Source organism: Pseudomonas entomophila (assembly GCF_023277925.1).
Lineage (GTDB): Bacteria > Pseudomonadota > Gammaproteobacteria > Pseudomonadales > Pseudomonadaceae > Aquipseudomonas > Aquipseudomonas entomophila_D.
Genome location: NZ_CP063832.1, coordinates 3733062 through 3754822 on the forward strand (window position 1 = coordinate 3733062; position 21761 = coordinate 3754822).

Genomic DNA, 21761 nt, shown 5'->3' on the forward strand with positions numbered 1-21761 from the left:
CCCAGGCCGGATGCCGTTGTTATTTTTGTTTTTCCAGCTGGTGGTATTTGCCGTCCTTGTCCCACTGGTAGACCACGTAGTCCGATACGGTCAGGTCACCCTTGCTGTCCCACTTCTTCTCGCCCATGACGGTCTTGACCGGGTTGGCCTTGAGCCACTTGGCGGCGTCCTCGCCCTTGTTCGACTTGGCGCCGTTGAACGCGGCGGCCAGGGCCTGCACAGAAGCGTAGGCATACAGGGTGTAGCCTTCAGGCTCGGTGCCGGCCTTGCGGAATTCTTCCACCACCGCCTTGCTGTCGGGCAGCAGGCGCGGGTCGGCGCCGAAGGTCATGTACACGCCATCCACATACTGCGCACCGCCTGCTGTGGCCACCAACTCGTCGGTGACGATGCCGTCGTCGGACATGAACTTGACGTCCTTCAGGCCCTGCTCGCGCAGCTGGCGCACCAGGGGGCCGGCTTCCGGGTGCAGGCCGCCGAAGTAGACGACGTCGGCACCGGCGGCGCGAATCTTGGTGACCACGGCGCTGAAGTCCTTCTCGCCACGGGTCAGGCCCTCGTACAGCACCGGCGTTACGCCACGCTTGGTCAACTGCGCCTTGGTCGCATCGGCAAGGCCCTGGCCGTAGGTGTCCTTGTCGTGCAGCACCGCCACTTTCTTGCCCTTGAGCACGTCGACGATGTAGTCGCCGGCAACGATGCCCTGCTGGTCGTCGCGGCCGCACATGCGGAACATCGCGCCCAGACCGCGCTCGGTGACCTGCGGGTTGGTCGAACCTGGGGTGATGGCGATCACGCCGGCTTCGTCGTACACCTCGGAGGCGGGAATGGTGTTGGAGGAGCAGAAGTGCCCGACCACGCCGATGACCTTGTCCTGGTCGACCAGGCGGTTGGCCACGGCCACGGCCTGCTTGGGCTCGCACGCATCATCGCCCTTGACGAGAATGATCTTCTCGCCGTTCACCCCACCGGCGGCGTTGATCTTGTCGGCCGCCGCCTGGGCACCTTTCATGTACTGCTCGCCAAACGCTGCGTTGGCCCCGGTCATGGGGCCTGCGACGCCAAACTTGACGTCGGCCTGAACATACGAAGAAACACCCAGTGCCGTGGCCACGGCCAGTGCCAGGAAACCTTTCTTGTAAAACGTCTGCGACATGAGGTGGTGCTCCTAGAGTATTTTTTTTGGTTGGCACTACAACTTCTCAGCCCTGTGCTCCGAGCAAGGGCCGTGCCAGTGGTTTTGTCTTCCGGGAAAACACACGACAGGGTGTGGTGGCAGGCGACCGACGGCCTTTTCTTTATTGAGCGTGCAACCGTCTATGTCGGAGCAAGCGCCACCGACACGCCTAGACAAGGAGCAACCTGAGAGCGCCATCATTGCAACCCTTGCGAGTGTTAACGTGCAACCGACCTGTAACAGCGGACGTCACCGAAGTGCACACCACTGGTGCGAGACTGCTACAGGGGGCACCGTTTAAAGGCTAGCCGGTGCACGGAAAAACACCTGTTTTGGCAGGTTCACCGGCAAGCCGCCAAACCTGTAGGAGCCGGCTTGCCGGCGAACCAGGCACATCAACGCCGCAAAGGCTGGCACAATAGCCACCATTCGACGCCCTGGAGCCCCACCTGATGAGCGAGAGCGCATTCGCCGAGCGCATCGTGCACAACCTGCTCGACACCGACTTCTACAAGCTGACGATGATGCAGGCGGTGCTGCACAACTACCCGGACGCCGACGTCGAGTGGGAGTTTCGCTGCCGCAACGGTGAAGACCTGCGCCCTTACCTGGGCGAGATCCGCAACCAGCTTGAGCTGCTCAGCGAACTGACCCTGGAAGACGAGCAGCTGGCCTTCCTCGAACGCATCAGCTTCCTCAAGCCCGATTTCCTGCGCTTCCTGCGCCTGTTCCGCTTCAACCTGCGTTACGTGCGCGTCGGCATCGAGCATGACCAGCTGTTCTTGCGCATCCGTGGCCCCTGGCTGCACGTGATCCTGTTCGAAGTGCCGTTGCTGGCGATCATCAGCGAAGTACGCAACCGCCATCTGCACCCACGCATGCGCCTCTCTGAAGCGCGCGACCAGCTGCTGCGCAAGTTCGACTGGCTGCGCGCCCATGCCAGCGACGACGAGCTGGCCCACCTGCAAGTGGCCGACTTCGGCACCCGGCGGCGCTTCTCCAGCCGTGTCCAGGAGGAAGTGGTGCGCGTGCTGCGCGACGACTTCCCGGCCCGCTTCGTCGGCACCAGCAACGTCGACCTGGCATGGAAACTGGATATCAAGCCCTTGGGCACCATGGCCCATGAATGGATCATGGCCCACCAGCAGCTTGGCCCACGGCTGATCGACAGCCAGATCGCCGCGCTCGATTGCTGGGTACGTGAATACCGCGGCCTGCTGGGCATCGCCCTGACCGACTGCATCACCATGGATGCCTTCCTGAAGGACTTCGACCTGTATTTCGCCAAGCTCTTCGATGGTTTGCGCCACGACTCGGGCGAGCCGGTGGCCTGGGCCGAGAAGGCCATCGCCCACTACCAGAAGCTGGGCATCGACCCGATGACCAAGACCCTGGTGTTCTCCGATGGCCTCAACCTCACCCGTTCACTGGAAATCTTCCGTGCCCTGCGCGGGCGCATCAACGTCAGTTTCGGTATCGGTACCAACCTGACCTGCGACATCCCCGGTGTGGCACCCATGAACATCGTGCTTAAAATGACCGACTGCAACGGCTCACCGGTGGCGAAGATCTCCGACGAAGCCGCCAAGACCCAGTGCCGCGACGAGAACTTCGTCACTTACCTGCGTCACGTATTCAAAGTCCCCAGCAAGGAGTAACCCATGCAAGCCGTTCAGCAAGAGATTGCCCGGGCGCTCAAGGTGCAGCCGCCGTTCGAAGACGCCGCCGCGCTCGAGCGAGAAGTCGCCCGGCGCGTGGCCTTCATCAAGGACTGCCTGGCCAACGCCCGGCTCAAGACCCTGGTGCTGGGCATCAGCGGCGGTGTCGATTCGCTGACTGCCGCCCTGCTCGCCCAGCGCGCCATCAACGAGCTGCGCAGCGAAACCGGCGATAAGGCCTACACCTTCATCGCCGTGCGCCTGCCGTACCATGTACAGCACGACGAGCACGACGCCCAGGCGTGTCTTGAGGTGATCAAGGCAGATGAGGTACACACCATCGATATCGCGCCAGCCGTGAAGGCATTGGCGGCAGAAGTGCAGGAACTGAAAAACGGCTCGCCAACCCTGGTGGACTTCGTCGTCGGCAACATCAAGGCGCGTACGCGCATGGTCGCCCAGTACACCGTCGCCGGCGCCCGCGCGGGCCTGGTGATCGGCACCGACCACGCCGCAGAGGCGGTGATGGGCTTCTTCACCAAATTCGGTGACGGGGCTTGCGACCTGGCGCCGCTGAGCGGGTTGGTGAAGAATCAGGTGCGGGCGATCGCGCGCAGCTTTGGCGCGCCGGAGGCGCTGGTTGAGAAAGTGCCGACCGCGGACCTCGAAGACCTCGAGCCGGGCAAGCCGGACGAAGCGTCCCACGGCGTGACCTACCAGCAGATCGACGCCTTCCTGCATGGCCAGTCGGTGAGCCAGGAGGCGTTCGACATCATCGTCGCCACCTACCGCAAGACCCAGCACAAGCGCGAGCTGCCGTTCGCGCCTTGATTAGGCGTAGAAACAACTGTGGGAGCGGGCTTGCCCCGCGATGACCTGGTGGACTCACCATCGCCATCGCGGGGCAAGCCCGCTCCCACGAGTGTACTGCCTCAGGCGTCGCTTACTTGACGACGACCGTACCCTTCATCATCGAGATGTGGCCAGGGAACGAGCAGAAGAAGCTATATTCGGTGCCAGCAGCCAACTTGGACACATCAAAGGTCACCGAGTCTTTCTCTCCCGCGCCAATGATCTTGGTATGAGCAATGACACGCTCATCACCTTCTTTCAGATAGGACTTGTCGATACCGGCGCTCAGGCCGTCGGTAGCAATCGGCTGCATGTCAGTTGTCTTGCTGATGACAATGTTGTGGCCCATGACGTTCTTCGGCAAGTTACCCGAATGTTCCAGGTTCACGGTAAATTTCTTGCAGCTCTTGTCGATGACGATTTCCTTGGTGTTGAACGACATCTGGTCGGTCGAGTCGACAGTCACCGAACACTCGGCTGCGAAGACAGAGGCGCTGGCGAGGGTCAGCAGGGATACCGCTACAGCTTTCGCAAACATCATGAATCTCCTTGGCAGGGGTTTATCAATTGCGAGTCTGCCTGAAACCGGAACGCCCGTCCCTGATATGGGTCAAGGGGTGTCAAGTGGCCAGGCAGTAGATTTGTTCAATGGATTGTATACAACCAATCAACGTGCACATCATGCCCTCTTCCTGGACGATGGGACAACCTCTCATTCAGGAGTAATTACCATGACGTTGAACAGCCTGATGCGCAGCCTGCTGGCTGCCTATGCCAGCGGTGCCAGTGGCGCGGCCGTCTGCGAGTTCGCCCGCCCCGAGTAATCACCCCTTGGAAGCGACAGGCATGCGCCTTACCCTGTGCGCGCATGTAAAGGGAGATAAGCAATGCCTGTACGTTCCGTTTGTGTCTTCTGTGGCGCCAGCATCGGCGCCAACCCCGCCTACCGCGAAGCTGCCGTCGCCCTGGGCCAGGCCATCGCCCGCCGTGGCCTGACGCTGGTGTACGGCGGTGGCGCGGTAGGGCTGATGGGCACCGTCGCCGATGCCGCCCTGGCGGCCGGTGGCGAGGTCATCGGCATCATTCCCGAAAGCCTGATGAACGCCGAGATCGGCCACAAGGGCCTGACCCGCCTGGAAGTGGTGGACGGCATGCACGCACGCAAGGCGCGCATGGCCGAACTCAGCGATGCCTTCATCGCCCTGCCGGGCGGCCTGGGGACGCTGGAGGAACTGTTCGAGGTGTGGACCTGGGGGCAACTGGGCTATCACGCCAAGCCGCTGGGGCTGCTGGATGTGAACGGGTTCTACGAGAAGCTGGGCGGGTTCCTGGATCACATCGTCGAGGAAGGCTTCGTACGGCCGCAGCATCGGGCGATGCTGTTGCTCGGCCAGCAGCCGGAGGCGCTGCTGGAGGGGATGGATCGGTTCGAGTCGCCGGTGTTGCCGAAGTGGGTCGACAAGCAGCCGGATTAATCGCAAAGGGGCTGCTTTGCAGCTCATCGCCGGCAAGGCCGGCTCCTACAGGCTACGGGTCACGCTGCACAGGTAGGAGCCGGCCTTGCCGGCGATGGGCCGCAACGCGGCCCCTGTTCAATCAACGCGGAATAACAGGCTGGCGCGGCTTCTTGCCCTTGCCGCCCTTGGCCGCTTCCTTGCGCTCCTTGGCCGCCTGCTGGTTGCGGGCGAACGCCTCGGCCTTGGCCTTCTCACGCTTGTCCCACGGCTTGCTGCCATCGCTGGCACGCGGCGGCAGGCCGGTATGCTGGGTGAGGATCTTCTGGTCCTTGCCCACCTTGTGGCTGCCGGCCGGGGTCGAGTTCTTGCGGCGCGCGCTCTGGTAGCTGTCGGTCTGCGGCTGGTGCAGCGGGATCAGCTGGTGCTTGCCCGGCCCGATCAGGTCGGCGCGGCCCATGCGCTGCAGCGCCTCACGCAGCATCGGCCAGCCCTTCGGGTCGTGGTAGCGCAGGAACGCTTTGTGCAACCGGCGCTGCTCCTCGCTCTTGACGATCTCCACCCCTTCGCTCTTGTAGGTGACCTTGCGCAGTGGGTTCTTGCCCGAGTGGTACATCGCGGTGGCCGAGGCCATCGGCGAGGGGTAGAACGCCTGCACCTGGTCGGCACGGAAACCGTTGCCCTTGAGCCACAGGGCAAGGTTCATCATGTCTTCGTCGGTGGTGCCCGGGTGCGCGGCGATGAAGTACGGGATCAGGTACTGCTCCTTGCCCGCTTCCTTCGAGAATTTCTCGAACATGCGCTTGAAGCGGTCGTAGGTGCCGATACCCGGCTTCATCATCTTGTCCAGCGGGCCACGCTCGGTATGCTCCGGCGCGATCTTCAGGTAGCCACCGACGTGGTGGGTGACCAGCTCACGCACGTACTCCGGCGATTCCACCGCCAGGTCGTAGCGCAGGCCCGAGGCGATCAGGATCTTCTTCACCCCTGGCAATGCACGCGCCTTGCGGTACAGCTCGATCAGCGAGCTGTGGTCGGTGTTGAGGTTCTCGCAGATACCAGGGAACACGCACGACGGCTTGCGGCAGTGCTTCTCGATGTCGTGGCTCTTGCAGGCGATGCGGTACATGTTGGCGGTCGGGCCACCCAGGTCGGAGACCACGCCGGTGAAGCCCGGCACCTTGTCGCGCATCTCCTCGATCTCGCGGATGATCGAGTCGTGGGAGCGGTTCTGGATGATCCGGCCTTCGTGCTCGGTGATCGAGCAGAAGGTGCAGCCACCGAAGCAGCCACGCATGATGTTCACCGAGAAGCGGATCATCTCGTAGGCCGGGATGCGCTCCTTGCCATAGGCCGGGTGCGGGACGCGCGCGTAGGGCATGCCAAACACGTAGTCCATCTCTTCGGTGGTCATCGGGATGGGTGGCGGGTTGAACCACACATCCACTTCGCCATGCTTCTGCACCAGGGCGCGGGCGTTGCCCGGGTTGGTCTCCAGGTGCAGCACGCGGTTGGCATGGGCGTAGAGCACCGGGTCGTTGCGGACTTTCTCGAACGACGGCAGGCGGATCACCGACTTCTCGCGGGTGACGCTCGGGCTGTCGAGAATCTGCACGACCTTGGCTTCGTTCGGGTCTTCCTGATCGCCCTTGGCCTGCTCGATGGCACAGGCCTGGGTATCCTGCGTGTTCACGTACGGGTTGATGATCTTGTCGACCCGGCCCGGACGGTCAATGCGGGTGGAGTCGATCTCGAACCAGCCCTGCGGCGTGTCGCGGCGAATGAACGCGGTACCGCGCACGTCGGTGATGTGCTCGATGCTCTCGCCCTGGGACAGGCGTTGGGCAACCTCGACGATCGCCCGCTCGGCATTGCCGTACAGCAGGATGTCGGCGCTGGCGTCGACCAGGATCGAGTGGCGGACCTTGTCCTGCCAGTAGTCATAGTGGGCGATGCGCCGCAGCGAAGCCTCGATGCCGCCAAGCACGATCGGTACATGCTTGTAGGCTTCCTTGCAGCGCTGGCTGTACACCAGGCTGGCACGGTCAGGGCGCTTGCCGGCCATGCCGCCGGGCGTATAGGCGTCGTCGGAACGGATCTTCTTGTCCGCGGTGTAGCGGTTGATCATCGAGTCCATGTTGCCGGCCGCGACACCGAAGAACAGGTTCGGCTCGCCGAGCTTCATGAAGTCGTCTTTCGACTGCCAGTTCGGCTGGGCGATGATGCCCACGCGGAAGCCCTGGGCTTCCAGCAGCCGGCCAATGATCGCCATGCCGAACGAGGCATGGTCGACGTAGGCGTCGCCGGTCACGATGATGATGTCGCAGGAGTCCCAGCCGAGCTGATCCATCTCCTCCCTGCTCATGGGCAGGAACGGTGCCGGTCCGAAGCATTCGGCCCAGTACTTGGGATAGTCGTAGAGTGGTTTGGCTGCTTGCATGTCAGTGACCGGTTCTGGTGTGCAGGAAAATCGCGGGCGCGGAATATAGCACAAATTTTGACCAAATCCGACGGTGGTGGTCGGATTCATGGGCTGGTGGCTTATTCGTCGTCGTCGAAGTTGTACATGCCCGGCGCGAGATTCTCGAAGCGGGTGTACTTGCCGATGAACGCCAGGCGCACGAAGCCAATGGGGCCGTTACGCTGCTTACCAATGATGATCTCGGCCACGCCCTTGTGCTCGGTCTCGGGGTGATACACCTCGTCGCGATACACGAACATGATTACGTCGGCATCCTGCTCGATCGCACCCGATTCACGAAGGTCGGAGTTGACCGGGCGCTTGTTCGGGCGCTGCTCCAGGGAACGGTTGAGCTGCGACAGGGCGATTACCGGGCAGTTGAACTCCTTGGCCAGCGCCTTGAGCGAGCGGGAGATCTCGGAAATCTCGTTGGTCCGGTTGTCACCGGCCGAGCCCGGAATCTGCATGAGCTGCAGGTAGTCGACCATGATCATGGCGATTTCGCCGTGCTCTCGTGCCAGGCGGCGAGTCCGCGCCCGCATTTCCGAAGGGCTGATGCCAGCGGTATCGTCGATGAACAGCTTGCGGTCATTGAGCAGGTTGACCGCCGAAGTGAGCCGCGGCCAGTCGTCGTCGTCCAGCTGACCGGAACGCACCTTGGTCTGGTCGATGCGCCCCAGCGACGAAAGCATACGCATGATCAGCGATTCACCGGGCATCTCGAGAGAGAACACCAGCACCACTTTGTCGCTGCGTAACACGGCGTTTTCCACCAGGTTCATGGCGAAGGTGGTCTTGCCCATCGAGGGGCGGCCCGCAACGATGATCAGGTCGGCCGCCTGCAGGCCGCTGGTCTTTTCGTCCAGGTCGGTGAAGCCAGTGGAAACACCGGTGATGTCGCTGTCGGAGTTGAATAGCGTGTCGATGCGGTCGATGGCCATGGTCAACAGCTCATTGACCCCCACCGGGCCGCCGGTCTTCGGCCGCGCCTCGGCGATCTGGAAGATCTGCCGCTCGGCGTCGTCGAGGATTTCCTCGGCGTTGCGCCCCTGCGGGTTGAAGGCGTTGTCGGCGATATCAGTACTGATACTGATCAGTTGGCGCAATGTGGCACGCTCGCGAATGATCGCAGCGTAGGCCTTGATGTTGGCCACCGACGGGGTGTTCTTGGCCAGTTCGGCGAGGTACGCCAGGCCGCCCACTTGCGTCGACACGCCTTCTTTGTCCAGCTGTTCGTGCAGTGTCACCACGTCGAATGGCTGGTTCGCATCCACCAGTTTGTGGATGGCGCGGAAGATCAGGCGGTGGTCATGCCGGTAGAAATCGCCGTCCGACACTTGGTCCAGCACCCGCTCCCAGGCGTTGTTGTCCAGCATCAGGCCACCGAGCACGGCCTGTTCGGCCTCGATGGAATGCGGCGGCACCTTCAGCGCAGCGGTTTGCAGGTCGAGCTGTTCGGGATGGGTGATCTCGTTCATGGCCACGAAAGAATTCTGGAAGATGAAAAAGACAAAGGGCACGGCCTGTTCAGAACAGGACCGTGCCCGATGTTAACCGCCCGGCCCGCGAGGGGCCAGCCGATCAGCGCAGCTTAGGCAGCTACGACAACCACGCGTACGGTGGCTTCAACGTCGCTGTGCAGGTGCACGGCTACGTCGTATTCGCCAACCTGACGGATGGTGCCGTTCGGCAGACGAACTTCAGCCTTGGCCACTTCAACGCCGGAGGCGGTCAGGGCGTCAGCGATGTCGTGGGTGCCGATCGAACCGAACAGCTTGCCTTCGTCGCCAGCGGTGGCAGTGATGGTCACTTCCAGCTCGGCCAGTTGGGCAGCGCGGCTTTCAGCCGAAGCTTTCTTGTCTGCTGCGGCTTTTTCCAGCTCGGCACGGCGCTCTTCGAACGCAGCCAGGTTGGCGGCGTTGGCAACGGTGGCCTTGCCGAACGGCAGCAGGAAGTTACGGCCGTAACCGGCCTTAACGTTTACTTTGTCGCCCAGGTTACCCAGGTTGGCGACTTTTTCCAGCAGGATCAGTTCCATTTGGTAAAACCTCTTAACTTTTAACCTTCACCGTTCGCGGAGTCGTCACCCTGTGAAGGGGACTTGCGACCGCGAAAATCAAACAGGCTGTCGACAATGGCCAAAACCACGAGCAACGGATAAATCAGCTGCATGAGCAGCGGCAGCGTCACGTACAGCCCCACCAGCCAGAAACCGGCCAGTCGCCCTTGTGCCACCAGCCCATGAACCAGGGCGAGGGCAGCGAGCAGCAGTACCAGGCTTGATGCCGATGCCAGCACGATGAACTGTGACCCGAGGAACGGGCCCAGCACCATCAGCGACACCAGCGCCAGCATCGATACTGGCGGTAGCCTCACGTCGCGGAATTCGCGACCGAAACCACCGGGGTTGTACAACTCAGCTTGCCAGTAGCGCGCCAGCATCAAAGCCACCACGCTGAACAGCTGCAACATCACCGCACTGGAAGCGACCAGCAAAGGGCCGATCAGCTCACCAGGCAACACTGGCTTGCCTTCGAACTGCGGCAGGGCTTTTTCAAGCGCCTTGGCCAGCACTTCGAATGTTTCGCGCAGCGCCACGTCCAGGATCAGGCCGTAGACCAGGCCTAATACGATGCTGGACAGCAGCACCCGGTTCCAGGAATGCCCGGCACGCAACAAAGCGGCCAGCCCCAGCGTCCCCAGCAGCACCAGCAAGGTGCTCGGTTCGCCGAAGAACCACATGGCCACCGCTGGCAAAAGGCCCCAGGCGATGACCGATGACGCATCCTTGAACCCACGCCGCAGGAACACCAGGCTCCCGGCGGCGGCACTCAACCAGAACAGCAGCGGCAGTACCGCGCTGATGACCACCACGAGGGTGGCCTGCACACGACCGCGCATGATGAAACCCGCTAACGCTCGCATGCTTATCCCTTGCTACTTAAGTCGACGACCCGGTCTCAGCGGCCGTGGCTGTCGGTGTAGGGCAGCAGGGCCAGGAAGCGGGCGCGCTTGATAGCGGTGGCCAGCTGACGCTGATAACGAGCTTTGGTACCGGTGATGCGGCTTGGAACGATCTTGCCGGTTTCGGATACGTAAGCTTTCAGGGTGTTGAGATCTTTGAAGTCGATCTCTTTCACGTCTTCAGCAGTGAAGCGGCAGAATTTACGACGACGGAAGAAACGTGCCATGTGATTGGCTCCTCAAAAGGTCCGTGGATTACTCGTCAGCGTTATCGCTGTTGTCGCTGTCATTGCTGTCGTCGCCTTCGGCGCCATCAGCATGCTCAGGACGTTCGCGACGCTCACGGCGCTCGCTGCGGTTCTCTTCGGCCTTGAGCATCTCGGACGGGCCGGTAACGGCTTCGTCGCGACGGATGACCAGGTTACGGATCACGGCATCGTTGTAGCGGAAGTTGTCTTCCAGCTCGGCCAGGGCCTTGCCGGTGCACTCAACGTTCAGCATCACGTAGTGAGCCTTGTGAACATTGTTGATTGCGTAGGCCAGTTGACGACGGCCCCAGTCTTCCAGGCGGTGGATCTTGCCACCGTCTTCTTCGATCAGCTTGGTGTAACGCTCAACCATGCCGCCGACTTGCTCGCTCTGGTCCGGGTGAACCAGGAAGATGATTTCGTAATGACGCATGAATGCTCCTTACGGGTTAGTAGTCTGCCAGCAACCTGGTCAGACAAGGAGTGAATGACACTGTATGACTTGCCCAAGCGAGAAGGCGCATGCGCACCTGCCAGCTCGGCAAGGGGCGCAATTGTAGAGAAGGCCGGAGGGACAAGCAAGGAGATTGGCGAATATTTGAACAACCCGGCATCGGGTATTCATGTAGGAGCCAGCCTTGCTGGCGAAACAGGCGCCGCAATACATGGCACCGCCTGTACCGGCGTTCGCCCGCAAGGCTGGCTCCTACAGAAACAACGCCAGCTTTCAGATTTTCTGGCGCTGGCGCACGGCCTCGAACAGACACACCCCAGTTGCCACTGAGACGTTGAGGCTGCTGACGCTGCCCGCCATCGGCAACTTGACCAGGAAGTCGCAGTGCTCGCGGGTCAGGCGGCGCATGCCCTTGCCTTCGGCACCCATGATCATCACCAACGGGCCGGTCAGGTCCTGCTGGTAGATCTCCTGCTCGGCCTCGCCGGCAGTGCCGACCACCCAAAGGCCACGCTGCTGGAGTTTTTCCAGGGTGCGGGACAGGTTGGTCACGGCCACCAGGGGAATCACTTCCGCAGCGCCGCAGGCCACCTTGCGCACCACGGCGGTCAGGCTCGCGGACTTGTCCTTGGGGATCACCACGGCGGTGGCCCCGGCAGCATCGGCAGTGCGCAGGCAAGCACCGAGGTTGTGCGGGTCGGTCACGCCATCGAGCACCAGGATCAGCGGTGGCGTTTCAGTGCGTTCGAGCAACTCCTCGAGCATCAATTCGCCCCACACCTGGCTTGGGCTCACCTCGGCGACCACGCCTTGATGAACACCCTCGACCCAGGCATCGAGTTCACGACGCTCGGCCTGGCCGACCTGGACGCGGTTTTCCGCGGCCAGGGCCAGCAAAGCCTGAATGCGAGGCTCGCTGCGCCCTTCGGACAGCCAGATCTGCTTCACGCGCTTGGGGTGGTGCTGCAGCAGTGCCTGCACGGCATGCACACCGTAGATCTTTTCCAGCTGACTCATGGCTTGCTCTTGCCCTTACGTGGCGCGCCGGACTTCGACGGCCCCTTGCGATGCTTGGCCTTACCCGAAGCCTTGGCACCCTTTTCCGCCTTGCCGCCTGCGTGGGCACTGTGCTTGGCATCGCTCATCAGGGCCTTTTTCATCTCGCGGCTCTTGCGCACCTCGGCGTTGCGCTGAACGGCGTCTTTCGGGAAGTACGCCTCGGCGGTTTCGCCCTTGCGGCTGCGCGGCTTGGGCGAAATCTTCGCTTCACCTGCGGGCGCGGCTTGTGCTGCTGGCTCGGCCGACGCCGCGCGCGGCTTGCGGCCGACCGGGGCGTTGACGGCGGCTTCGGACATTTCGAAGTCGATCTTGCGCTGCTCGAGGTCAACGCGCATGACCTTGACTTCGACCGTGTCACCCAGGCGGAAGCTGCGCCCGCTGCGCTCGCCAGACAGGCGGTGGTGCACAGGGTCGAAGTGGTAGTAGTCGCCCGGCAGGGCACTGACGTGCACCAGGCCTTCGACGTAGATGTCGGTCAGTTCGATGAACAGGCCGAAACCGGTCACCGCGGTGATCACGCCCGGGAAGGTCTCGCCCACGCGATCACGCATGTACTCGCACTTGAGCCAGTTGACCACGTCGCGGGTGGCCTCGTCGGCGCGGCGCTCGGTCATCGAGCACTGCTCGCCCATCTGCTCGAGAGTGTTCTCGTCGTACGGATAGATGCGCGCCTTGGGGATGCTCATGGCGCCGGCACGCTTGACGTGCGGGGTGTCGACCTTCGAGCGGATCACGCTGCGGATGGCGCGGTGCACCAGCAGGTCCGGGTAGCGACGGATCGGCGAAGTGAAGTGGGTGTAGGCTTCGTAATTCAGGCCGAAGTGGCCATTGTTCTCGACGCTGTACACCGCCTGGCTCAGCGAGCGCAGCATGACGGTCTGGATCAGGTGGAAGTCCGGACGCCCGGCGATGCTCGCCAGCAGTTGCTGGTAGTCCTTGGGCGATGGATCCTTGCCCTTGTGCAGGGTCAGCCCCAACTCGCCGAGGAAAGCGCGCAGCTTTTCCAGGCGCTCAGGCGGCGGGCCGTCGTGCACGCGGTACAGCGAAGGTACGTTGTGCTTCTGCAGGAACTCGGCGGTGGCGACGTTGGCCGCCAGCATGCATTCCTCGATCAGTTTGTGGGCGTCGTTGCGCACGGTTGGGCGAATTTCGTCGATCTTGCGGTCTTCGCCGAAGATGATACGGGTTTCCTGGGTCTCGAAATCGATCGCGCCACGGGTGTGACGAGCATCGACCAGCACCTTGTACAGGTTGTACAGGTTCTTCAGGTCCGGCAGGACCTCCTTGTACTCCTCGCGCAGCGCCTTGCCTTCACGGGTGCGGGCGTGCTCGAGCATGCTGCTGACCTTGTTGTAGGTCAGGCGGGCATGGGAGTGGATCACCCCTTCGTAGAACTGGTAGTCGACCATCTGGCCGGCCTTGTTCATGGTCATTTCACAGACCATGGCCAGGCGATCGACGTGCGGGTTCAGCGAGCACAGGCCGTTGGACAGCTCCTCGGGCAGCATGGGCACCACGCGCTCGGGGAAGTACACCGAGTTGCCGCGCTGCTGGGCCTCGACGTCCAGGGCCGAGCCCAGGCGCACGTAGCTGGACACGTCGGCGATCGCCACGTACAGGCGCCAGCCGCCGGAGAACAGGCGCAGCTTGCCCAGCGGCTCGCAATAGACGGCATCGTCAAAGTCGCGGGCGTCCTCGCCGTCGATGGTGACGAACGGCAGGTGGCGCAGGTCGATGCGCTTCTCTTTATCCTTTTCCTCGACTTCGGAGCGGAACTTGCGCGCTTCCTTGATCACGTCCTGCGGCCAGACATGCGGGATGTCATAGCTACGCAGGGCGATGTCGATTTCCATGCCCGGCGCCATGTAGTTGCCGATGACCTCGACCACGTCGCCCTGGGGCTGGAAGCGTGGGGTCGGCCAGTGGGTGATCTTGATCGAGACGAACTGGCCGATCTTGGCGCCGCCATTGCGTCCGGCGGTCACCAACACTTCCTGCTGGATCTTCGGGTTGTCCGGGGTCACATAGCCGATGCCGCCCTCTTCGAAGTAGCGGCCGACCACGCTTTCGTGGGCACGGGAGATGACTTCGACCAGCACGCCTTCGCGGCGGCCACGGCGATCGACGCCGGAAACCCGGGCCAGGCCACGGTCGCCGTCGAACACCAGGCGCATCTGCGCCGGGCTGAGGAACAGGTCTTCGCTGCCGTCGTCGGGAATCAGGAAGCCGAAGCCGTCACGGTGGCCGGAAACGCGCCCGCAGATCAGGTCGAGCTTGTCTACCGGGGCATAAGTGCCGCGCCGGGTATAGATAAGCTGGCCATCGCGCTCCATGGCACGCAGACGGCGGCGCAGGGCTTCGATCTGGTCTTCTTCGTAAAGACCGAACTCTTCAGCCAGCTGTTCGCGTGCGGCCGGTTCGCCACGGTCGGCGAGGCGCTGCAGGATCAGCTCACGGCTGGGGATGGGGTTGTCGTATTTTTCCGCTTCGCGAGCGGCCTCGGGATCGAGGGATTGCCAATCGGCCATCAGAAGGGGTTCACCTTGGGGTATATAGATATGAATTCTGGCATAGGCGTATTGAAACCGGAAATGTCAGCCTTGGACAGCCCCGGCAGCACGTCCTTCGCGCGGCAATAGGCCCACGGAATCAACAAGTTGAATTTTTTGAATTTTTTTTCGTTCGGGGGCTTTACAGCCATCAGGAGCGTCCGTATAGTGCGCACCACAACGACGGACAACCCCGAAGTTGTAGTAGAGATGAACGGCGCTGTAAAGCATCTTGTAATCTCGAATGTGTGCCCAGGTGGCGGAATTGGTAGACGCGCTGGTTTCAGGTATCAGTGACTTAACGGTCGTGGAAGTTCGAGTCTTCTCCTGGGCACCAAGATTTTCAAGTAATAGATGACCAAGGATCTGTTACTACTGTGTGAACGCGAACGTTGATCGCTTTCAGCAGATGATTCAAAGCTTTGCCCAGGTGGCGGAATTGGTAGACGCGCTGGTTTCAGGTATCAGTGACTTAACGGTCGTGGAAGTTCGAGTCTTCTCCTGGGCACCATACAAAAACCCACTAGCTTGCTAGTGGGTTTTTTCTTGCCTGCGTTTTTTCGCCCGCGCCCAAAGCGACGCGATCACCGCAGGAGCCGGCCTTCCCGGCGAACACCGGCACAGCCGGTCCCATGCTCCGCGGCGCCTGGTTCGCCAGCAAGGCTGGCTCCTACGGATTGTGCTGCGCGCGCACCCGCCCATGAATTTCCCGCCATGTGCCCATTTGAGAAACGATTTCGTTTACCATTGTTTCCAAATATGTAGCCGTAAGCGAGGAAGTACCCGCATGACGATCCGCCCGCAACCGCTGATGCGCACCCTGGCCGCTGCACTCCTGAGCCTGGTGATCGGCGCGCCGGCCGCCCTGGCAGACGAACCGGTCACGTTGACCATGTACAACGGCCAGCACAAGGAAATCGGCGACGCCATCGCCAAGGCCTACGAGGCCAAGACCGGTATCCATATCAATATCCGCAAGGGCAGCAGCAACCAGCTGGCCAGCCAGATCATCGAGGAAGGCGAGCGCTCGCCGGCCGACATCATCTACACCGAGGAGTCCCCGCCCCTGAACAACCTGGGCGAGCTGGGCCTGCTGGCGAAGATCGACGATGCCACCGCGAACATGATGCCCAAGGAGTACGTAGGCGCCAACGGCACCTGGATGGGTATCACCGCCCGCACCCGCATCGTGGTGTTCAATCCGAAGAAGATCGATGAAAAAGACCTGCCGACGACAGTAATGGACTTCGCCAACCCTGAATGGGAAGGGCGCGTCGGCTATGTTCCCACCAGCGGCGCCTTCCAGGAACAGGCCGTGGCCATCCTGAAGATGCATGGCCGCGAAGCCACCGAAGAGTGGCTGACGGGTCTGAAGGCTTTCGGCAAGGCCTACACCAACAACATGGTTGCGTTGAAGGCCGTGGAAAAGGGTGAAGTCGCCGCCGTGCTGGTCAACAACTACTACTGGTATGCCCTGGAGCGCGAGCGCGGAAAACTCGACTCCAAGCTGTACTACCTGGCCGATGGCGATGCCGGTAACCTGGTGACCATCTCCGGCGCCGCCGTGGTCAAGGCCAGCAAGCACCCGAAAGAGGCCCAGGCCCTGCTTAACTGGATGGCCAGCGAAGAAGGCCAGCGGGTGATCACCCAGACCACCGCCGAGTACCCGCTGCACAAAGGCATGGTCTCTGACCGTGGCCTTAAGCCGTTCGAGGAACTGCGCCCGCCGAAGATCTCGCCGGCCGACCTGGGCAATGCCGAGGAAGCCATCGAGCTCGAGCGCGAGGTTGGCCTGCTCTGATGACCGCCGCCCTGCCCTCGCCCACCTTGTCGCGCTTCGTCCCGAAACGCCGGCGCCCATCCATCTGGGTGGTTCTGCCCGTACTGTTCCTGGTGACGATGAGCCTGTTGCCGCTTCTGTACGTCGGGCTCAAGGCCTGGGAAGCCGGCTGGCACGAAGCCCTGCGGTTGCTCTGGCGCCCCTTCGTCTGGGGGCTGCTGCGCAATACCCTGCTGCTGATGGTCGGTGTCACCGTACTGTGCCTGCTGGCCGGTGTCGCCCTGGCCTGGCTGCTGGAGCGTAGCGACTTGCCTGGGCGACGCTTGTGGGGCGTGGTGCTGTGCCTGCCGTTCGCCGTGCCATCGTTCATCAGCAGCTTCACCTGGGTGTCGCTGAGCTCGGACTTCGAAGGGCTGGGCGGGGCGATCCTGGTCATGGCGCTGTCGAAGTACCCGCTGGTGTTCCTGCCGGTGGCCGCCACCCTGCGCAACCTCGACACCTCGCTCGAAGAGTCGGCGCGCACCCTGGGCTGCAGCCGCTGGGGCGTGTTCCACAAGATCACCCTGCCGCTGCTGTGGCCATCGATGCTCGGCGGCGCGCTGCTGATCGCCCTGCACATGCTGGTAGAGTTCGGCGCCCTGTCGATCCTTGGGCTACAGACGTTCACCACGGCGATATACCAACAGTTCGAGCTGGAGTTCAGCAACGCCAACGCAGCCATGCTCTCGGCGGTGCTGCTGGCGCTGTGCCTGGTGATGCTGTGGCTGGAATTGCGAGTACGCGGCAAGGCACGCCATGTGCGTATTGGCCAGGGCGTGGCACGCCGTGCGCAGCCGGTACGCCTGCGTGCCTGGATGCCACTCGGGCAGCTCTTCTGCCTGGCACTGGCAGTGCTGGGCAGCGGTATTCCACTGGCCATGCTCGCCTACTGGCTAAGCGTGGGTTCGTCGGCGGCCTTCCCGGTGGCGGCGATCAGCAAAGCGTTGCTGACCTCGCTGTCGGTGTCGCTGGGCGGCGCCGGCTTCTGTGTGCTGCTGGCCCTGCCGATCAGCTTCCTGGTGGTGCGCTACAAAGGCCGCCTGGCGATCTGGGCCGAACGCCTGCCATACCTGCTGCATGCCCTGCCCGGCCTGGTGATCGCGCTGACACTGGTGTTCTTCGCCCTGCACTACGTGCCGGCGCTGTACCAGACCACCGCGCTACTGATCCTGGCCTATGCCCTGCTGTTCCTGCCGTTGGCGCAGTCACCGGTGCGCACCGCGCTGAACAAGGCCTCGCCGACCTTGGAAGAGGCTGCTCGCACCTTGGGCGCCAGCAGCTTCGCAGCGTTCTGCCGGGTCACCTTGCCCATCATCTTCCCGGCGATGGCTGCGGCCTTTGCCCTGGTGTTCCTGGATGCGATGAAGGAGCTGACCGCAACCCTGCTGCTCAGCCCGACCGGCATGACCACCCTGGCCACCGAGGTGTGGGCGCATACCGCCAATGTCGAGTTCGCGGCGGCAGCGCCTTATGCGGCGCTGCTGATCGTGGTGTCTGGCTTGCCGGTGTATCTGCTGACCACGCGGATGTACCTGAACAAGGCCTGAGATCCCTGTTCGCCGGCAACCGGCTCCTACGGCTTTCGTGTAGGAGCCGGCTTGCCGGCGAACCTCAGGCCCTGAACTGCCCCAAGCTCGCCCGCAACTGCGCCGCCAGCTCATCCAGCACCTTGCTGCTGGCCGTGGTCTGCATCACCACTTCAGCCGAACGCTCGGCCTGGGCATGGATGGTCTCCACCCGCCCACGCACCGCCTGCGCGCCACTGGCCTGCTGCTCGGCCGCGCGGGTAGCCAGCCCGATCGCCGCATGCACCTGCTCCACCGCCGCCTGCACCGACTGCTGACGCCGTTCGTTATCGCGCAATACCAGCAAGCCCTCGCTGGCCTGGCGACCGGCCTGGCTGATGGTTGCCACCGCCTCCTTGGCGCCCTGTTGCAACGCGACGATATGCGACTGGATATCCCCAGTCGAACTCTGAGTCTTGCTCGCCAGCGCCCGCACCTCGTCGGCCACCACGGCGAACCCGCGCCCGGTCTCACCCGCGCGCGCCGCCTCGATCGCGGCATTGAGCGCCAGCAGGTTGGTCTGCTCGGCAATACCGTGGATCACCGTCAGCACGACTTCGATCTGCTCGCTCTGCTTGGCCAGCCGCTCGATCACTTGCGAGCCGGTTTCGACCTCACCCGCCAGGTTCTCGATCAACCGCGCCAATTGAGTAGAGGCGCGGCTGTTCTCGTCGGTGGCCTGACGGATATCCACCACCTGCTGCAGCGCGGCTTGCATCGCATGGCTCTCGGCCTGCGCTTCGTCCGCCATGCTCGACAGGTCGCGCAGGCTGGCAGCCACCTCATCGCGCTGCAAGGCTGCAGCAGCATCGGCGCCTGCATTGCGCTGGGCCATGCTACCGATCTCCACACCGGTACGCTGAGCTACCTCACCTGCCTCACGCACGATGGGCTGCAACTTATCGACGAAGCGGTTGACCGCCGAGGCCATGTCACCGATCTCGTCACGGCTGTCCAGCTTCACGCGCTTGGTCAGGTCGCCCTCCCCGGCAGCCAGGTCATTCAGCGCAGCGATCAGCAGACGCAGCTTATTCACCACCCGATGGCCCAGCACCACAGCCACCACCAGCAGCACACCCAACCCGACCAGCACCAGGCCCAGGCCTATGCGCCAACGCAGCTCGCCGGCGGCGTCACGCACGGTCTGCGCGGTATTGGCCTGCATTGCTGTCGCACTGTTCTGCGCGGTTTCCAGGCGCGCCCGCAGCGCTTTGCCGCTGTCGGCGGCAGCAGCCACGAGGCTGTCGCCGACCAGCTGTTCGCCGCTGGCGATCAGTGCCGCGAAACGCTGGTCGAGTGCCTTCAACTCCTGATCGACACCGGCCGTGGAAACGCCCATCAGCACCTTGCCGATCTCGGCACCGTTGGGGCTGATCGAGGCTTCGACGAAGTACACCGAAGGGTCCTTGCGCGCCGCGTCCAGCACCTTGTCCAGCGCCCGCTCGCCCTGGCCCTTGTCCATCAGCGCCTGGTTGATCGGGTTCTGCCGGTTGAGGTAGCGGGTCAGGTGCTGGCCCTGGGCGTCGTCGTAGATCACGAACAGCACGTTGGGGTTGCGCTGGGCGCGCCGGGCGAAGTCCGAAAGCATCGGCACATCGTTGTCCCAGATAGCGCGCGGTGCGACGGAGGCAAGCAGTTCAGCCATGTCGTTGGCCGAGTCCTTCAAGTTCTTCTCCAGGGTCGCGCGCAGTTGTTGCTGTTCGCTCTGCAACCGCTCGGAAAGACCGGTGCTCAGGCGCTGACGGGTGCTGGCCGACAGACTGTCGAGCCCGGCGCGCACATCCTGCCCGGCCTGCTCAAGCTCCGTGGCCAGTTTGCGACTGTCATTGCCCAGCCGCTCCCCCAGATCGGCCTCCAGGGCCGTGACCGTGCTCCGTGTCAGTGCAACCGCAACCAGCACCTGCACCAGAAGAGCGATACCAAGCGCAACAAACACAGGCCGCAAGAGGCGGCTTCGTAACAGTGAAAGGATGGCAGACACGTTGTAACCCTCGTGTTTCTGGCGCCATTGCTTTGATGGCATCTTCAGAAACTTCTTACAGCAAGGGTTGTGCCGAAGGCAGCAGGCAAAAATGCCAGTATGCGTAGCGTCCGTACCAGTTCGGGCTGCACTGAAAACAAAAACGCCGCGCCCCCTTGCAGGAGCGCGGCGTTAAATCAGCTACCGAAGCGGCCGATCAGGCGAACGGATGACGCAGCACGATGGTCTCGTTGCGGTCCGGGCCGGTCGAGATGATGTCGATCGGCGCGCCGATCAGTTCCTCGATGCGGGTGATGTAGGCACGAGCGTTGGCCGGCAGCTCTTCCAGGGTTTTCACACCCAGGGTGGACTCGCTCCAGCCCGGCATCTCTTCGTACACCGGCTCCAGGCCGATGTAGCTGTCGGCGTCGGAAGGCGCGTCGATGACGGCACCGTGCTCGTTCTTGTAGCCTACGCAGATATTGATGGTTTCCAGGCCGTCCAGCACGTCCAGCTTGGTCAGGCAGATGCCCGAGATGCTGTTGACGTCGATGGCGCGACGCAGGATCACGGCGTCGAACCAGCCGCAACGACGGGCACGGCCGGTGGTCGAACCGAACTCGTGGCCACGCTTGGCCAGGGTGGCGCCGGTCTCATCGAACAGTTCGGTCGGGAACGGACCGGAGCCGACGCGGGTGGTGTAGGCCTTGGTGATACCCAGGATGTAGTCCAGGTACATCGGACCAACGCCGGAACCGGTGGAAATGCCACCAGCGGTGGTGTTGGAGCTGGTGACGTACGGGTAGGTACCGTGGTCGATGTCCAGCAGCGAGCCCTGGGCGCCTTCGAACATGATGTCCTTGCCGGCGCGGCGCAGGTTGTGCAATTCGGCGGTGACGTCGAGCATCATCGGCTTGAGCTGCTCGGCGTAGGCCATGCACTCGTCCAGCGTCTGCTGGAAGTCGATGGCCGGCTCCTTGTAGTAGTTCACCAGCTGGAAGTTGTGGTAATCCAGCAGCTCACCGAGCTTGGCGGCGAAACGCTCGCGGTGGAACAGGTCGCCGACGCGCAGGCCGCGACGTGCAACCTTGTCTTCGTAGGCTGGGCCGATACCGCGGCCGGTGGTGCCGATCTTGGCTTCGCCGCGGGCTTTCTCACGGGCCTGGTCGAGGGCCACGTGGTAGGACAGGATCAGCGGCGCCGCCGGGCTGATGCGCAGGCGCTCGCGCACCGGCACGCCCTTCTCTTCCAGCTTGGTGATTTCACGCATCAAGGCGTCCGGCGCAACGACCACGCCGTTGCCGATCAGGCACTGCACACCTTCACGCAGGATGCCCGAGGGAATCAGGTGCAGAACGGTCTTCTCACCGTTGATCACCAGGGTGTGGCCCGCGTTGTGGCCACCCTGGTAGCGCACTACGGCGGCAGCATGTTCGGTCAGCAGATCGACGATCTTGCCTTTGCCCTCATCACCCCACTGGGTGCCCAGGACGACGACATTCTTACCCATAACACTTGTCCTCATTCACGCAAACTTGGTT

The 21761-nt window shown here is 62.8% G+C and carries 16 protein-coding genes, 2 tRNA genes and 2 pseudogenes; 7 read left to right on the forward strand and 13 right to left on the reverse strand.

Translation table 11 applies throughout. From position 1 onward, the window contains the following. Positions 1–19: 19 nt before the first annotated feature. Positions 20–1156 (reverse strand): branched-chain amino acid ABC transporter substrate-binding protein, encoded by a 1137-nt coding sequence (locus IM733_RS16540; RefSeq protein ID WP_011535927.1) that lies wholly within the window; start codon positions 1154–1156, stop codon positions 20–22. A gap of 473 nt (positions 1157–1629) precedes the next feature. On the opposite strand from IM733_RS16540, the gene pncB reads away from it, so the two are divergent. Continuing rightward, positions 1630–2835, forward strand: coding sequence for a nicotinate phosphoribosyltransferase (gene pncB, locus IM733_RS16545; protein ID WP_248917639.1), 1206 nt, complete (start codon positions 1630–1632; stop codon positions 2833–2835). Between the two features lie 3 nt (positions 2836–2838). Next, on the forward strand, positions 2839–3666 hold the full coding sequence (nadE, locus tag IM733_RS16550; protein ID WP_248917640.1) for an ammonia-dependent NAD(+) synthetase: 828 nt from the start codon (positions 2839–2841) through the stop codon (positions 3664–3666). 112 nt (positions 3667–3778) lie between these two features. Here the strand turns inward: nadE and azu are convergent, their stop codons facing one another. Continuing rightward, positions 3779–4225 carry an azurin gene (gene azu / locus IM733_RS16555; protein ID WP_248917641.1) on the reverse strand — a complete coding sequence of 149 codons (447 nt, stop codon included), beginning with the start codon at positions 4223–4225 and terminating at the stop codon, positions 3779–3781. Between the two features lie 349 nt (positions 4226–4574). Between azu and IM733_RS16560 the strand changes: the two genes are divergently transcribed. Then, entirely contained in the window at positions 4575–5162 is a 588-nt protein-coding gene (locus IM733_RS16560; protein WP_213658518.1) for a TIGR00730 family Rossman fold protein, read from the forward strand. A gap of 121 nt (positions 5163–5283) precedes the next feature. Here the strand turns inward: IM733_RS16560 and IM733_RS16565 are convergent, their stop codons facing one another. The 8 genes from IM733_RS16565 to rnr form a co-directional block, all read right to left on the reverse strand. Beyond that, positions 5284–7581, reverse strand: coding sequence for a YgiQ family radical SAM protein (locus IM733_RS16565; protein WP_248917642.1), 2298 nt, complete (start codon positions 7579–7581; stop codon positions 5284–5286). A gap of 101 nt (positions 7582–7682) precedes the next feature. Continuing rightward, the gene (gene dnaB / locus IM733_RS16570; protein WP_213658520.1) at positions 7683–9080 is read right to left on the reverse strand and encodes a replicative DNA helicase; all 1398 of its coding nucleotides are present in this window, start codon (positions 9078–9080) and stop codon (positions 7683–7685) included. A gap of 113 nt (positions 9081–9193) precedes the next feature. After that, the gene (gene rplI / locus IM733_RS16575; RefSeq protein WP_011535934.1) at positions 9194–9640 is read right to left on the reverse strand and encodes a 50S ribosomal protein L9; all 447 of its coding nucleotides are present in this window, start codon (positions 9638–9640) and stop codon (positions 9194–9196) included. Between the two features lie 20 nt (positions 9641–9660). After that, positions 9661–10527, reverse strand: a complete 867-nt coding sequence (locus tag IM733_RS16580) for a hypothetical protein (protein ID WP_240066370.1) — start codon at positions 10525–10527, stop codon at positions 9661–9663. Between the two features lie 35 nt (positions 10528–10562). Continuing rightward, entirely contained in the window at positions 10563–10793 is a 231-nt protein-coding gene (gene rpsR / locus IM733_RS16585) for a 30S ribosomal protein S18 (protein ID WP_003249563.1), read from the reverse strand. A gap of 28 nt (positions 10794–10821) precedes the next feature. After that, complete coding sequence (gene rpsF / locus IM733_RS16590) at positions 10822–11247, reverse strand: 30S ribosomal protein S6 (protein ID WP_011535936.1); 426 nt, start codon at positions 11245–11247, stop codon at positions 10822–10824. A 294-nt stretch (positions 11248–11541) separates the two neighbouring features. Further along, positions 11542–12285: a 23S rRNA (guanosine(2251)-2'-O)-methyltransferase RlmB gene (gene rlmB / locus IM733_RS16595; protein ID WP_213658523.1), complete on the reverse strand. Its 744-nt coding sequence runs from the start codon at positions 12283–12285 to the stop codon at positions 11542–11544. Then, the gene (gene rnr, locus IM733_RS16600; protein WP_248917643.1) at positions 12282–14855 is read right to left on the reverse strand and encodes a ribonuclease R; all 2574 of its coding nucleotides are present in this window, start codon (positions 14853–14855) and stop codon (positions 12282–12284) included. The genes rlmB and rnr overlap by 4 nt, the downstream gene beginning before the upstream one ends. Positions 14856–15126: 271 nt before the next feature. Here rnr and IM733_RS16605 point away from each other — a divergent pair. The 4 genes from IM733_RS16605 (at position 15127) to IM733_RS16620 (ending at position 18242) form a co-directional block, all read left to right on the forward strand. Next, positions 15127–15213: transfer RNA gene (locus tag IM733_RS16605), tRNA-Leu, on the forward strand. A gap of 87 nt (positions 15214–15300) precedes the next feature. Further along, a tRNA-Leu gene (locus IM733_RS16610) sits at positions 15301–15387 on the forward strand. A gap of 276 nt (positions 15388–15663) precedes the next feature. Further along, positions 15664–16677, forward strand: a complete 1014-nt coding sequence (locus IM733_RS16615) for an extracellular solute-binding protein (protein WP_248917644.1) — start codon at positions 15664–15666, stop codon at positions 16675–16677. Then, a complete protein-coding gene (locus IM733_RS16620) occupies positions 16677–18242 on the forward strand; it encodes an ABC transporter permease (RefSeq protein WP_248917645.1) in 1566 nt (521 codons plus the stop codon). The genes IM733_RS16615 and IM733_RS16620 overlap by 1 nt, the downstream gene beginning before the upstream one ends. Before the next feature lie 64 nt (positions 18243–18306). On the opposite strand, the pseudogene IM733_RS25755 reads toward IM733_RS16620, so the two are convergent. The 3 genes and pseudogenes from IM733_RS25755 to IM733_RS16630 all read right to left on the reverse strand — a co-directional run. Next, positions 18307–18822: pseudogene (locus IM733_RS25755) on the reverse strand (methyl-accepting chemotaxis protein); the annotation flags it as partial. Between the two features lie 390 nt (positions 18823–19212). Further along, positions 19213–20283, reverse strand: a pseudogene (locus tag IM733_RS25760) (methyl-accepting chemotaxis protein); the annotation flags it as partial. Between the two features lie 154 nt (positions 20284–20437). Then, a complete protein-coding gene (locus IM733_RS16630) occupies positions 20438–21730 on the reverse strand; it encodes an adenylosuccinate synthase (RefSeq protein ID WP_248917647.1) in 1293 nt (430 codons plus the stop codon). Between the last annotated feature and the right edge of the window lie 31 nt (positions 21731–21761).